Source organism: Geobacillus sp. E263 (assembly GCF_007197795.1).
Lineage (GTDB): Bacteria > Bacillota > Bacilli > Bacillales > Anoxybacillaceae > Parageobacillus_B > Parageobacillus_B toebii.
The window spans coordinates 1436059-1448556 of record NZ_CP041632.1 but is presented as its reverse complement, the minus strand read 5'-3'; the positions used below and the strand labels follow the sequence as shown (position 1 = coordinate 1448556).

Genomic DNA, 12498 nt, shown 5'->3' with positions numbered 1-12498 from the left:
TCCCACCTATTTTCGATTGAAAATTTAGACTATTTATATAATATCATCTTTTCCTATTATTGAGAATACAAAAGCAGAAAACGGACTGTGTGAAGATAATGAAAAAATTCGTCGTAAAACCAAAAAACAAAATGATTGACAAAACAAAGAAGGCGGAATAAGATAAAAAATAAAATTTGGTTTGGTGCAAAATTATAACCTTAACGCAATTTATTGATAAGGAGGAAACTATTATGCCTTCAGTAAAATTGCAACGTTTATCCGAGGCAGAAGAAGGAGAACGTTTCCGTATTGTGAAGCTTGACATACAAGATGGAACAATGAAACGAAGATTGCTTGACTTAGGATTTGTCCCAGGATGCGAAATAAGCGTTCTGCAAAAAAGCCCACTGGGAGACCCAACCGCATATCGTGTCAGCAACACAACGATTGCATTGCGGAAAGAAGAAAGTGACCATATTTATGGGGAGAGGATACGCGATGTCCACAAATGAATATACAATCGCACTTGCGGGAAATCCGAACACAGGAAAAAGCACATTGTTTAACGTTTTGACCGGATTGCGACAGCATACCGGAAATTGGCCGGGAAAAACGGTCGTTCATGCGGAAGGATTTTTTACGTACAATAACAACCGCTATAAAATGATCGATTTGCCCGGAACCTATTCGCTTTATTCGAATTCGGCGGATGAAGAAGTGGCGCGAGATTTTATTATTTTTGAAAAACCCGATGTTACGATAGTGGTACTCGATGCTACCGCTTTGGAACGAAATTTAAATCTTGCTTTGCAAGTGTTAGAGATGACAAGCAGCGTCATCGTCTGTGTGAACCTAATGGACGAAGCGAAAAAGAAAGGAATCCGCATCGATACCGAGAAACTAGCGGCAACATTAGGAGTGCCGGTCGTTCCGATTTCCGCGCGCAATAAAGAAGGAATCGACACGTTATTAAAGACAATCGATTCGATGGTGCGCGGAAAAATCAAAACAAACCCGATTGCCGTCCGGTACAGTCCAGAAATTGAACAATGCATCGAAAAGCTCATTCCACGCGTGAAAGAGGTTATTGGCGATGCGTATCCTGCCCGCTGGGTCGCGCTTCGATTGCTTGACGGAGATATGTCTTTGCTTCAGGCTCTCCAACAACAACCGCTTCCATCCGTAAAGGAGGTGTCTATATATGCATGCCACGATACCGCAAAGTCCGTTTGAAGAGCTGATGAATGAAGCGCGAGCACTGGCGCCTGCGGATACGCGCGAACAAATCGTATCGGCTATTTTTCGCACCTCCCAAGCGATTTGCAATGAAACGGTCACCTATACGAATCAAGCAAAACAATACGAAACGGAAAAGCTAGACCGCATTTTTACTTCAAAATTATGGGGATTTCCGATCATGCTTGCGATGCTTGCGGTCGTTATTTATATCACGATTGCCGGTGCGAATATTCCATCTGGCATGTTAGCAGACTTTTTCGGATGGCTTGAAGGATATCTTACCCTTTTCTTTCAAGCGCTGCATGCCCCTGACTGGCTGCACGGGTTGCTTGTGTTAGGGTTATATCGAGGCACTGCTTGGGTCGTCAGCGTGATGCTTCCGCCGATGGCGATTTTCTTTCCAATTTTTGCATTGCTAGAAAACTATGGATATCTCCCGCGTGTCGCTTTCAATATGGATCGCTTGTTTAAAAAAGCGGGAGCGCACGGAAAACAATCGCTCACGATGGCGATGGGATTCGGATGCAACGCCGCGGCTATTATGTCAACGCGCATCATTGAATCGCCGCGCGAACGAATGTTGGCGATTTTGACGAACAATTTCGTCCCTTGCAACGGACGGTGGCCGACATTGATCTTGCTGTCTTCCTTATTTATGGCGGCAGGCTACACTGGCGGATGGAAAACATTGGTCACTGCTAGTGTCGTCGTCGCGATGGTGCTGTTTGGCATCGTCGTTACGCTTACCGTCTCATGGGTGCTATCAAAAACGGCGCTCCGCGGCATCCCCACCCATTACACATTAGAACTGCCGCCGTATCGGCGCCCGAAAATATGGGATACGATTGTTCGCGCCACATTAGACAAATCCATTTATGTGCTAAAGCGAGCCATTGTGGTTGCCGCTCCAGCTGGAGTATTAACATGGATACTAGGAAACATTCATATCGGGGATACGACCGTCCTCGCCTATATCGCTGATTGGCTCGATCCATTCGCGCGAGCACTTGGGCTTGATGGCTATATTTTAATGGCGTTTATTTTAGGATTGCCCGCCAATGAAATCGTCTTGCCGATTTTATTAATGGGGTATTTATCGACTGGTTCCTTGACGGAAGTCGATGGTCTGCACTCACTCAAACAAATTTTCGTCGACCACGGCTGGACATGGCTGACCGCGCTCAATATGATGCTGTTTTCCTTGCTTCATTATCCGTGTGGCACCACGCTCGTTAATATTTACAAAGAAACGAAAAGCAAAAAATGGACGTTTGTCGCTTTTGCGCTTCCGACAAGCATCGCTATTGCTGTCACGTTTTTCACCGCGCAACTTGCCAAATGGTTTGGCTTTGTATGAAAAATCCCCGTTTCCTTGTTTAGAGGAAACGGGGATTTTTGCGTGTGATTGTAACTTTATGGTTTTCTATTAATCAAGTTAGTTTACCCATCGTCCTGTCAAATTTCCCCTCGCCGTTAAATACGATAATCGCTTCCATTCAATCAGTTTCCGACGTAATAACTACATAAAATATGTAAATACTCGTGGGTTAGATGATGAATTATGTATTTTCCACACGTCGTGATCGCATAGAAAATGCAGAAAACGTTTGAACGTAACAAAATTTTCAGCTAAATCTGTCCAGATTGGATCAAGTAAACGCCCACCTTTTTTGCTGACCTCAATATATTTCTTTGCCGTCGAGGCCAATGAACGAAATTTACCATTCAAAAGCAATTTAATTACAGAAAATAGGCCGTTTTGTTTCCAATCGGTCATTTTAAACGCTGAAGAAGCCATTAATTGTTTAAGAGAAAGAATCATTTTTTCCATATAATCTTCCATCGTGCCTAATAAATGAACCAATTCGGAAACAAATATATTGCTTATTCCTGAGGAAACTACGCTTCCAATTACATTTTGCTGGATAAAAAATGTCTTTTCGCTGCATTTAACCATACACCCGCTCCTTTTCGAAAACAAAGGAGCGGGATATGGTCAATCATACTTCCCTTACTTCTTCCAAATGCGACACATCGCCTTCAGTAATCAATTCAAACTTCCCATCGTTTACCTGCACGGTCGTAACGCTGGTTCCATACATATACGGAGGAGCCCAAAGCTCTTTTAACGGCATGTTTTTGAAACGAGCGATAACCGTCTTTAACACCACCCCATGCGTAACAATTAAAATGTTTCCTTCAGGGTGGCGTTTGATAATTCGCTCAATGGCGGCAAACGCCCGGTTTTGGACATCGATGAACCGCTCGCCGCGCCGTGGTGTGTATAAATGCGGATGATTCCAAAAGTGGTCGAACATAATAGGATCCAATTCTTTGATTTCCTCATGGGTCTTTCCTTCCCAGTCGCCAAGGTGAATCTCCCGCAGCTGTTCTTCGGTATAAATCGGAATCAGCCGCTCGCCTCGAATTAACTGGGCGGTTTCGAGCGCTCGTCCGCTTGTGCTGGCATAAATCGCGGTCAAGTCAACCTCTTCTAATCTTTTTCCAAGCCGCATTGCGTCTTGCCGCCCCTTTTCCGTAAGCGGCGAATCTTGCCACCCTTGCATCCGCTTTTCAACGTTCCATCGCGTTTCTCCATGTCTAGTTAAATATAACGTTGCCATTCTCGTTCCCCCATTCCTGTTGTCTCTTATTGTTCCACCGCCGGCTCCAGTTTTTGTTTTTTCACTATCAAATACTCACTCATACTATATAGATTCAGATTAATTTTCCGACATAACTATCTGTCCAATGCGTTGGAGCACTTTTTCTGGAAATTGAGTGAGATGCTCCAAGAACGAAACAATCGATTCCCGCAACTCTTTTCGATTGGCATGAAACCGATTGGCAATCACGCTCTCTTTCAGCCATCCCCAAATCCGTTCGACCAAATTTAAATTCGGTGAATACGGAGGTAAGAATATCAAAGTCAACCGTTCTTCGTGCTCATGTAGAAAAGGCTGAAGAATTTTGGCACGATGAATTTTTGCGTTATCCAAGACCATCACGACATGTTTATCCGGATACTGGTCCAATGTGTATTGAAGAAATTGCAGAAAAGCCTGTGCATTGCATTGATTGGTTTCCATACAGTGAAATTCCCCCGTTTTGATATTCACACCGCCTAATAAGCTAACGGTTGCGTGATGTCCATACGTAGGGATTTGTTTTTGACGCCCTTTCACACTCCATGTGGCCCGTAGAGTTTGGTAATCCCGAATATGGCTTTCATCTTCATAGATTATGACCATGTTGTCGGACAAGTTTTTTTTATGAGTTCCATCTCCTGTTGAAACTCTTTTTGTTTTTGTGGATTGGCCCGTTTGAGGGTATACGTAGGGCGTGTATAGCGAAATCCCCATCGATGAAGCATATCACCAATACCGCCACGGGACATGGCGACAGAAAATTTCTCTTCTAACACATGTTGAATAATCCGGGTATTCCAGCCCGTTTCAATGCCGTATCCTTCATCGGCAGGAGTGCTTTCTTCCAGCATTTTTTTTAATTCCCGTTCTTCTTCTGGAGATAGATACGGCTTTCTGCCCGGGGCGTATCGACGTTCTAATAGCGCATCCATCCCACCTTGATTAAACTTTTGCACGTAAATCGAAACGGTCTCACGGTGGAGATTCAAGAGCTCAGCGACTTGGATCCCCAAATAGCCTTGCATAATCAGACGAATGACTGCAATTCGTTTTGCCATGTTCGCCTTTTTCATTTTGCGTTCCTGTTCTTGAAGACGTTCGATCGTCCAACCATGATCGTTTGTAATTTGTAATCCTTTTTTCCTCATTCTTCTTCCGCTCCTTTGATTTACTCATTTAGGAGCAGTATAGACAAGGATGCAGGTTGATTAAACATGTCGGAATTTCAAACTGGATTTATATAGTTCTCCTTCTCCTAAATACATCGTTCCCATTTTGATATATTTCTTCTACTCCTTGTTCGTTTTGCGCACACGGTATGCTTTCGCATTGGTTTTAGAGCTGGCAGCTAAATTTTTGGATTTTCTTTTTTGCTTGTCTCCAAATATACCAATCTAACAGCGGATTTTCCAGCTTCATAGAAAATCAGCCGCCTCCAAGCGCGATGATTTTCCTCATATCAGTTCAGCCACTTTACGAGTTTGGTCATCCATATCCCTTCTGGCATCCTCATTTGTTCGACTTCGCGGAAACCGTGACGTTCATATAGACGAAGCGCAGGTATATTCGCGCTTCCTGTCGTAACGATGATTTCGTTCGCATCTCGTTCTTTATGGCAAACAAATTCGATCAGGGCGCTTGCGATCCCTTGCCGGAAAAAGTCGGGATCCACCATCAAGCGGCAAATGTGCACGGTCTTTTCTGCCCGCTCATAGGAAATCGCTCCTGCCAGTTGTCCCTGCTTTATATATCCATAAAACCGTTCACCGCACTGCTGCAACGTTGCGACTGTATCTTGCAATGGCGGAAGGCCGGGAAATCCGATCAGCCGCGCCTCGACAGCGTAAGAACGGAATTGAAGGAGCAGCACCGCCTCCGCCCATTCGTCTGCCTCTATGTTTATTTCCTGAATCATGCCTTCCTTTCCTTTCTGTTTCATCATGCGCCATCCATTTTTACTTCTCGATGATCGCTTTGTTTTCCTTTTTGCTTCACGAAAAAAGACGATCTTGCCTGGCGGCATCAATCGTCTTCGTTATCGTCTATCACTGAACCTCTGCACGACTAAAGTCGGCAGGTTCTTGTGTACTAAAGAGCTTCGTCTATACCTTCGTATAGACACTCACTCTCATTCCACAAGACTTTCATGGGCAAACACCTCAATGGTGCTTAGCGCCCTGTGCGCCCGGTTCAAGACGCTTTTCATCATTTAAATTCCCATACTGCTTAATAATTTATTACCACTATTTTTTAAACGTTCTACTTCTTTATCATGCAGTCGCTTAAATCTTTCCCATGTCGCAAAACATTTTTCTCTATCGATTTCTTTTAAGTGATCTTTCGCATTCATGATGAGGAACGCACTATATAAATCTCGTTGAATTTTACAGCCATTCATATCGTTCCATCGTTCGGATAACCTCTTTTTTACATATTCACCCGTGATATGATTATATTGGCTGGCTTTCGCAGAGAATGTATCTATTTTTTTGAGCGTTTTTCCGTCATACCGTAATTTTCTGTCTAATATGGCTAAAAACATGCTTGGAGCTTTATTCGCTATACTTTTACCAAATCGTTTCTTTCTATTATACCTTCCTGTTTTCTCATTCATCGTTGTTTCTTTCGCTCTTGCTTGCAATGCTTTATAATTCATTGTTTCCACTTTAATATCATTGCCTAACGATAATATCCAATTTGCCAGCTTATTATGATCTTGCTTGCGTTTTTCCGCTAACTTCCTTTGCAGTTCCGCTAATTGATTTTTTGTTTTGATATCATTTTTGCTCCACACCCACTTTTCTTTGTTTCCTCGCTGGATGGTTCCATCTTCGTTGTACTTATTTGGATTATTTGCTCTCCGCTGCCGGTCTAGTTTTCGCTGCAGCCGCCTTTTTTCCGGATGGATGTCATCCACACTTGGAGCGAGTTCCAACAATTTTACTTCGTTCGGAGCGCAAATGGCGATCGTTTGCGTGCCAATGTCAATGCCGACCACTCCTTCACCACGGGGATGCTTGGCTTTGCCGGTTTGCCGATTGATTTTTTGCGGCGGAACCCCTTCCAAAATGAGTTGGGCATAATACTTTACTTTCCCCCGAATCCGTTTACGTACAATGCGGCAATACTTGATTCGGTCTTGCAAGGCGAGATGGGCATACACATCATTTGGTTGGATGATGACAGGGATCATCAGCCCATTCCAATGGATGGCATGGCTTTTGAAGCGAATCCCTGCGGAATTCGATTTTCCCTCTAACGAACCCATTTCGCCGAACCGTTTAAAATACACCCGTTTGGCAGCGCCAAACAAGAACCTTTCTACCGCTTTCCACGCTCTGGTGGCGATTTTTTGCGCCGTATGCGCGTCCATGTGTTTGCGGAAGTGGCGCTGCATTGGCTGAACGAAAGCGTGCATCGCATATTCGGAGAGTCCGTACTCGGTTCGCAGGTCGGAAAGTTGGCGATTTTTTTCTTTGGAGGGCTTCTGTTGAGCAAGGTCTTGATAGCGGGAATCATGTTGGAGTTTTTTGTACCGCTTCAAACATTCCTCTAAACAGGCGTTATACAAACAGCGGCCGATTTCAAACCGCTTTTCGAGGATATGTTTTTGCCATGATTCTGTCTGGAGCCGCAACGTCAATACATAGCTTGGTGTTTTCGCTCCCGCCAATGCAACCCACCTCCTTTACACATGTTTTTGATTTTCAATGTATTTCCTAACGGTTTCTTCTGAAACACATCCAACTGTACAGCAAAAATAGCCGCGAGTCCAAAGGGAAGGCAGTCGACTTTTCAAGGGCGGATATTTTTCACGAAAAATACGACTGCTTCGACCTTTCAATTTCTGGATTAACGCATGAATATGAATTCTTGGATCATAAGGAAATAAACCAATGAACATGGTCAGGCATGATTAATTTTCGGCTGGTAGCATAAATAAAATTGCTCACGCAAAATCGCAAACGGCAAATCTTGTTCAATGATCGCTTTCCGATTTTGCGTCGGACGATAAAACTCATAACCATTTTTTCCTCTTTTTTTCACATTATATAGAGCTTGATCGGCGTATTTCATGACCTGCTCGATTCGGTCGCTATCTTTTGGAAAAAAAGCAATTCCCATCGATAGCGTAGACTGAATAAGCTGTTTTTCATAATAAAACGGCTTATGAAACGTTTGAACAAGCTCATCGGCGAGTTTCGTCACTTCTTCTTTCGTTATGTTCGGAAGCAAAAGTACAAATTCATCTCCGCCAATGCGCGCAAAAAAATCTTCTGTACGTAGCACGCTTTGTACACGTTTTACCGCTTCCCGCAAAAAATAGTCGCCCGCTTGATGGGAAAAGTGATCATTAATCCATTTAAACTTATCAAAATCTAAATAACATAACGCAAAATCGGTTTGGCTTTCGATCAGCTGTTTTAGGTATCTTTCAAAATAGCTGCGGTTCGCAATGCCTGTTAACGAATCAAAGTAGGCAAGCTGCCGTAACTTTTCCTCGTATTTTTTCCGTTCGCCAATGTTTTTCACCGTCACAATCACATAATCAAGTTCATTTTGTTCATTCACAATCGCTTTCCCTTGCGCTTCCATCCATATCCATTTTCCTTCGTTATCGCGCTTGCGAAATTCAGCGATTTGCGTGTCATATGTACGATATAGCTCATCAAACTTTCTCACAATGTTCGGCAAATCATCAGGATGCACAAATTGTAAGATATCTTCATACGAATATTGGTGAATTGCCGTTCCTACTTTCTCAAGAGATGATGGTATGTATAAAAAGCTGCCTTGTATACTTTCATTTTTACGAAAACATATACAAAAATCAACAAAATTCGTGAAAATTTCTTGAAAAAAAAAAGAAACAACACCGCTTTTGCGATGTTGCTTCATCAGGTTATCAGCTGATCGCCTGATAGCGCTGACGAGCTATGTGCGGACATGTCTGGCAATGCGACCCTCCGTCTGTTTGATAATAAAGGCAACATGTTGACCGCTGTCTCGGATGAGCGTTTCCTTTCCAAAATCGTTTTAACGGATTTTGTCGAGGAGTGCCGAATAACGCTCCATCTGCGTCGTGAACGAGATAATGAAAATCATCGCAAAGCTGTTCGTGGACATGGGCAAGGGTTTCATCATTCATAAGCGTTTCATACAGCCAATAAATGTAAATCGCGATATTCTCCCATAATATATGGGCAGATATTTTTGTGATTTTCCGCAATTTTTCTATCAGCGGGAAAAGGTGCACCGCAAATAGCTGTCTCACCGTCTCTTCCCGCCATTGGTCACGACAGCCCGTGCATATTTCTGTCTTGGGCTCCTCAAAACGAAAAGTCGGCAGCCACCTATCATCATGATCGTCCGTTTCCATCCAAATCCGCTCTGGTGACAGCACAAGCCGTTTATTCCAAACGGACATCGCATAAAGCGACATCGCGACAAGGAAGCTATATCGTTTGATCAACATCGATGCCGCGACAGCGTCATTGGCAGCGCCAAGCCTGTCGCGCACTTTTGCTACATAATCGATGAGCACGCTATCCTCAGACAGATGATCCAAGCGAATCGATAGCGGCGAATTGGTTGGAACGGTTGAAAGCCGATACTTTTCTAATACTTTCATTTCATCAGCGGAAAGAGTCATTATGAAACGCCTTCTTTCTGTAAAATACATCTTCCTTTTCCGTACGGAATGCAAAGCGGAGTCCCAAATAATGGATCATATGTCACTTGACAATCCATTTGAAACACATCTTTCACAAGCTGGCATGAAATGATTTCTTCCGGTTTTCCTTGGGCATATATTTTTTTATCGCGAATCGCCACAATATGATGGGCATAGCGGCATGCTAAGTTTAAGTCGTGCAGCACCATGACAATCGTGCGTTTTTCTTTCTCGTTTAGCTCAAACAATAAATCAAGAATTTCGATTTGATGCGTCATATCCAAGTATGTCGTTGGTTCATCTAAGAGAATAATGTCCGTATCCTGCGCCAGCGTCATCGCAATCCATGCCCGCTGCCGTTGTCCCCCTGAAAGCGAATCGACGGGACGCTCCGCTAACTCTGTCATCTTCGTCGCTTCAAGCGCACGTCGCACTGCTTTTTCGTCTTCTTCACTCCACTGCTTCAGCCACGTTTGATACGGATATCGCCCTTGTTTAACAAGCTGCAGCACCGTCAACCCTTCCGGAGCAGTTGGTGATTGCGGCAATATCGCTAGCTTTTTCGCCACGTCTTTGGTCGGCAATTTCGCGATTTCCTTTCCTTCTAATAAAACCGCACCGCCTGCTGGTTTTAAAAGCCGTGCCAAAGCGCGCAATAACGTCGATTTCCCGCAGCCATTTCCCCCGATAAATACGGTAATTTCTCCTTTTGGAATCATTAAATCTAATTCATCAATAATGATCGTGTTTCCATATGATAACGTTAGCTCCTTTGCTTGTAAGGCGTTCATTTCTTCCACCCCTTTATACATTATCGTTTTTTATATAATAAGTAGATAAAATACGGCGCCCCAACTGCCGCCGTAAATACCCCGGCAGGAATTTCCATCGGCGCAAACAATGTGCGTCCGGCAAGGTCAGCCGCCATCACTAAAATGGCTCCTAATAACGCGGATGCAGGAAGAAGTGCGCCAAACGAAGAACCGACAAGCCTTCTTGCCATATGCGGCGCCATTAATCCGACAAACCCAATGCCCCCCGCAAAAGCGACCGCTCCTCCCGTTAAGGCAGTGCTTAATAAAAGAAGGAAAAAACGTTGCTTTTGCAAGGAAACTCCTGCGCCGATTGCCAATTCATCGCCTAATTCTTGAATGTTCATCTTCCGTACTGATAAAAAACTGATTGCTAATAAGATCAATGCCCATGGTGCAAGCAGTGTAACATGTTTCCACGAAGCGCCATAGACGCTTCCGGTAATCCAAACGTTCGCCTGACTCGCCCGATAAATCGGTCCGGTAATCATCAATAACGTTGTGCATGCCTGCATGAGTGCCGATATTCCAACCCCAATTAATACAAGCCTTAGCGGTGCCATTCCATTTTTCCATGAAAGGACATAGACAAGAAGCGCCGTTATTGTTGCACCAAGAAAAGCGGCGAACGGCAGCCAATGAATACTAATAGTCAAGGAATGGTTTTCATCGCTAAACAACGTCAAAAACGCAACGACCGCTGCCGCGGCCCCGCCCGTAATGCCGAGCACGTCTGGCGAGGCGAGCGGATTGCGAATCATCCCTTGCAAGATCGCTCCCGCCGCCGCAAGCAACATTCCTGCTAACAATGCGACAAGAATCCGCGGCAAGCGAAACGTATAAATCACGACTTCGTTCATATCCGAACCATTTCCAAACAACGTCTTCGCTATTTCCAACGGGGAAATATACATTTCGCCGCTTCCAATGCTGACAAGAAATATAACCACATTAACAGCTAATAGTATCAAACTAATAGTTATCGCTTTTTTGTCGACTAAAAACGAGATCGACTTCCCAATTCGCAACGATGTATACTTCTTCATTTCGCTAAAATCCCCCTACGGGCAATATAAACAAAAAACGGAACGCCGAGAAACGCTGTCACAATTCCGACCGGGACTTCGCGCGGCATTAAAATATAGCGGGCCCCGATATCGGCCGCAATTAATAAAATCGCTCCGATCAAGGCACAGTACGGCAATACCCAGCGATGGTCCACGCCAACTAGCGCACGCGCAATATGAGGAACGATGATGCCGATAAACCCGATCGGTCCGGCAACAGCAACCGAACTTCCGGCAAGCAGCACGACAAGAAGCGCTGCTCCTGCTTTCACCGCATTCGTGCGCTGTCCTAAACCTTTCGCCACATCATCTCCCATCATTAAAATGTTCACCTTTTGCGCAAACAGCAGCGAACCAATCCAGCCAACGATAAAGTATGGAAGAACGGCTGTTAACATTTCCAGCTTCCGTCCGGCTACCGAACCAGCCAACCAAAATAAGACTTCTTCAAGCGCCTTTTCATTCGCCGCTAACATTCCTTGTGTTAATGAAGCAAACAAGGCGGCGACCGCCGTGCCGGCAAGCGTTAATTTCAAGGGGGTTGCTCCGTCTTTTCCAACAGCGCTAATGATGAACACGATTGCCGCTGCCAGGGCGGCACCGCTAAAAGCGAGCCATGTAAATACTTGCAGCGAATGTACTTGGAAAAAGGTCACAAATAGAACGATAAAAAAGCCAGCACCTGCATTAATGCCGAAAATTCCTGGAGAAGCAAGCGGATTTTTCGTCAGCGCCTGCATGAGCGCTCCCGCCATTGCTAAACTCGCTCCTACCGCCGCAGCAATCAGCGCCCGCGGCAGACGGACCGTTTCAATAATGATATGGGCATTCGAACCGTTATTGTTTGTAAATGCCTCTATCGCAATTTTCCAACTTGTATCGGTATATCCGTAAATGATGCTCATCCAAATGGTTGTAATCAACAACAAACATAGTATAAACAAGCCAATCGATTTCTTCTGGTTTGTGGCTAACATCGTAAATCTCCCTTATATATTATCTATCTCTATCGATAAGTCTATTTGATAATGACTCTCAACGTCAATGGTTTTTTATTTTATTTTCACCCATATTTT

The 12498-nt window shown here is 44.2% G+C and carries 12 protein-coding genes and 2 pseudogenes; 3 read left to right on the top strand and 11 right to left on the bottom strand.

Going from position 1 to position 12498, the window contains the following annotated elements; all coding sequences use genetic code 11:
- Window positions 1–233 precede the first annotated feature (233 nt).
- From FNL97_RS07525 to FNL97_RS07515, 3 genes are read left to right on the top strand one after another with little or no spacing between them, the layout of a single operon-like run.
- Entirely contained in the window at window positions 234–494 is a 261-nt protein-coding gene (locus FNL97_RS07525) for a FeoA family protein (RefSeq protein WP_062677947.1), read from the top strand.
- On the top strand, window positions 481–1215 hold the full coding sequence (locus FNL97_RS07520) for a FeoB small GTPase domain-containing protein (RefSeq protein ID WP_062677948.1): 735 nt from the start codon (window positions 481–483) through the stop codon (window positions 1213–1215). The genes FNL97_RS07525 and FNL97_RS07520 overlap by 14 nt, the downstream gene beginning before the upstream one ends.
- 7 nt (window positions 1216–1222) lie before the next feature.
- A complete protein-coding gene (locus tag FNL97_RS07515) occupies window positions 1223–2578 on the top strand; it encodes a nucleoside recognition domain-containing protein (protein ID WP_172713594.1) in 1356 nt (451 codons plus the stop codon).
- 162 nt (window positions 2579–2740) lie between these two features.
- Here FNL97_RS07515 and FNL97_RS07510 read toward each other — a convergent pair whose 3' ends face one another.
- The 11 genes and pseudogenes from FNL97_RS07510 to FNL97_RS07460 form a co-directional block, all read right to left on the bottom strand.
- Window positions 2741–3178, bottom strand: coding sequence for a hypothetical protein (locus tag FNL97_RS07510; protein WP_205729487.1), 438 nt, complete (start codon window positions 3176–3178; stop codon window positions 2741–2743).
- Window positions 3179–3221: 43 nt separating this feature from the next.
- Entirely contained in the window at window positions 3222–3845 is a 624-nt protein-coding gene (locus FNL97_RS07505) for a histidine phosphatase family protein (RefSeq protein WP_015864140.1), read from the bottom strand.
- Between the two features lie 99 nt (window positions 3846–3944).
- A pseudogene (locus FNL97_RS07500) lies at window positions 3945–4894 on the bottom strand (IS630 family transposase).
- Between the two features lie 434 nt (window positions 4895–5328).
- Window positions 5329–5811, bottom strand: coding sequence for a GNAT family N-acetyltransferase (locus FNL97_RS07495; protein ID WP_286173513.1), 483 nt, complete (start codon window positions 5809–5811; stop codon window positions 5329–5331).
- A 267-nt stretch (window positions 5812–6078) separates the two neighbouring features.
- On the bottom strand, window positions 6079–7542 hold the full coding sequence (locus FNL97_RS07490; RefSeq protein WP_108430373.1) for an RNA-guided endonuclease TnpB family protein: 1464 nt from the start codon (window positions 7540–7542) through the stop codon (window positions 6079–6081).
- A gap of 15 nt (window positions 7543–7557) precedes the next feature.
- Window positions 7558–7773: an IS200/IS605 family transposase gene (gene tnpA, locus FNL97_RS18705; protein WP_205729486.1), complete on the bottom strand. Its 216-nt coding sequence runs from the start codon at window positions 7771–7773 to the stop codon at window positions 7558–7560.
- Window positions 7774–7778: 5 nt separating this feature from the next.
- Window positions 7779–8702 (bottom strand): annotated as a pseudogene (locus tag FNL97_RS07480) (diguanylate cyclase domain-containing protein); the annotation flags it as partial.
- A 73-nt stretch (window positions 8703–8775) separates the two neighbouring features.
- Complete coding sequence (locus tag FNL97_RS07475) at window positions 8776–9522, bottom strand: IucA/IucC family C-terminal-domain containing protein (protein ID WP_143415319.1); 747 nt, start codon at window positions 9520–9522, stop codon at window positions 8776–8778.
- Complete coding sequence (locus tag FNL97_RS07470) at window positions 9522–10334, bottom strand: ABC transporter ATP-binding protein (RefSeq protein ID WP_143415318.1); 813 nt, start codon at window positions 10332–10334, stop codon at window positions 9522–9524. Before FNL97_RS07470 ends, FNL97_RS07475 begins: the two co-directional genes overlap by 1 nt.
- Window positions 10335–10354: 20 nt before the next feature.
- On the bottom strand, window positions 10355–11401 hold the full coding sequence (locus FNL97_RS07465; protein ID WP_143415317.1) for a FecCD family ABC transporter permease: 1047 nt from the start codon (window positions 11399–11401) through the stop codon (window positions 10355–10357).
- Window positions 11398–12399 (bottom strand): FecCD family ABC transporter permease, encoded by a 1002-nt coding sequence (locus FNL97_RS07460; RefSeq protein WP_143415316.1) that lies wholly within the window; start codon window positions 12397–12399, stop codon window positions 11398–11400. Before FNL97_RS07460 ends, FNL97_RS07465 begins: the two co-directional genes overlap by 4 nt.
- Between the last annotated feature and the right edge of the window lie 99 nt (window positions 12400–12498).